This window comes from Bartonella sp. PS7NMGDW (genome assembly GCF_042193585.1).
Classification (GTDB): Bacteria; Pseudomonadota; Alphaproteobacteria; order Rhizobiales; family Rhizobiaceae; genus Bartonella; species Bartonella grahamii.
The window spans coordinates 1-551 of sequence record NZ_JBHILX010000131.1 but is presented as its reverse complement, the minus strand read 5'-3'; the positions used below and the strand labels follow the sequence as shown (position 1 = coordinate 551).

The 551-nt window shown below is 42.5% G+C and carries 1 pseudogene; it reads right to left on the bottom strand.

Features of this window, described 5'->3' with window-relative positions:
* Positions 1-551 (bottom strand): annotated as a pseudogene (locus ACFIKJ_RS09710) (hypothetical protein); the annotation flags it as partial.

Below are 551 nucleotides of genomic sequence, written 5' to 3'. Positions count from 1 at the left end.
CTTGAAACTTGGAGCACTCCACTCGCCCTTATCATTATAGCCAGCACCTCCACCAAAATACTCCGCAAACATCTTATTCATGGAATAAAGCTGTGAACCATTAACCGCATCACTTGAGTCTACAGTAATGTCTCCATTCGCAAGATACTTAATCTTGCTATTGGTTTTACTATTTTCTTCTCCATGCAAGGCTACAAAGGCTCCCTCTTTCTCACCCCACATCAACGCATTCTGCTTAATGTTTTCAGTAACCGTCGTATTGCTTTGTGTAATCTCTTTATGAATGTTCTTGAAAGAAGTACCTACACCCTCAAAGGCTTCCGCAACACTTGCATAGCTCTGCTCTTCAACATCACTACCATCTTCCTTAACGGTCTTAACCTTAAAAGTGGGAGCAGTCCACTCTCCACTCTCATACTTAGCACCTCCGCCCAAATATTTTGCTGTATGCTCAGCAACTGTAGTAACATTTTTATTGGTGGTAAAAAGCTGTGAGCCATTAACCGCTTCGCTTGAGTCTTCTAAGAGTGATCCAGCACTCACACCAGAAA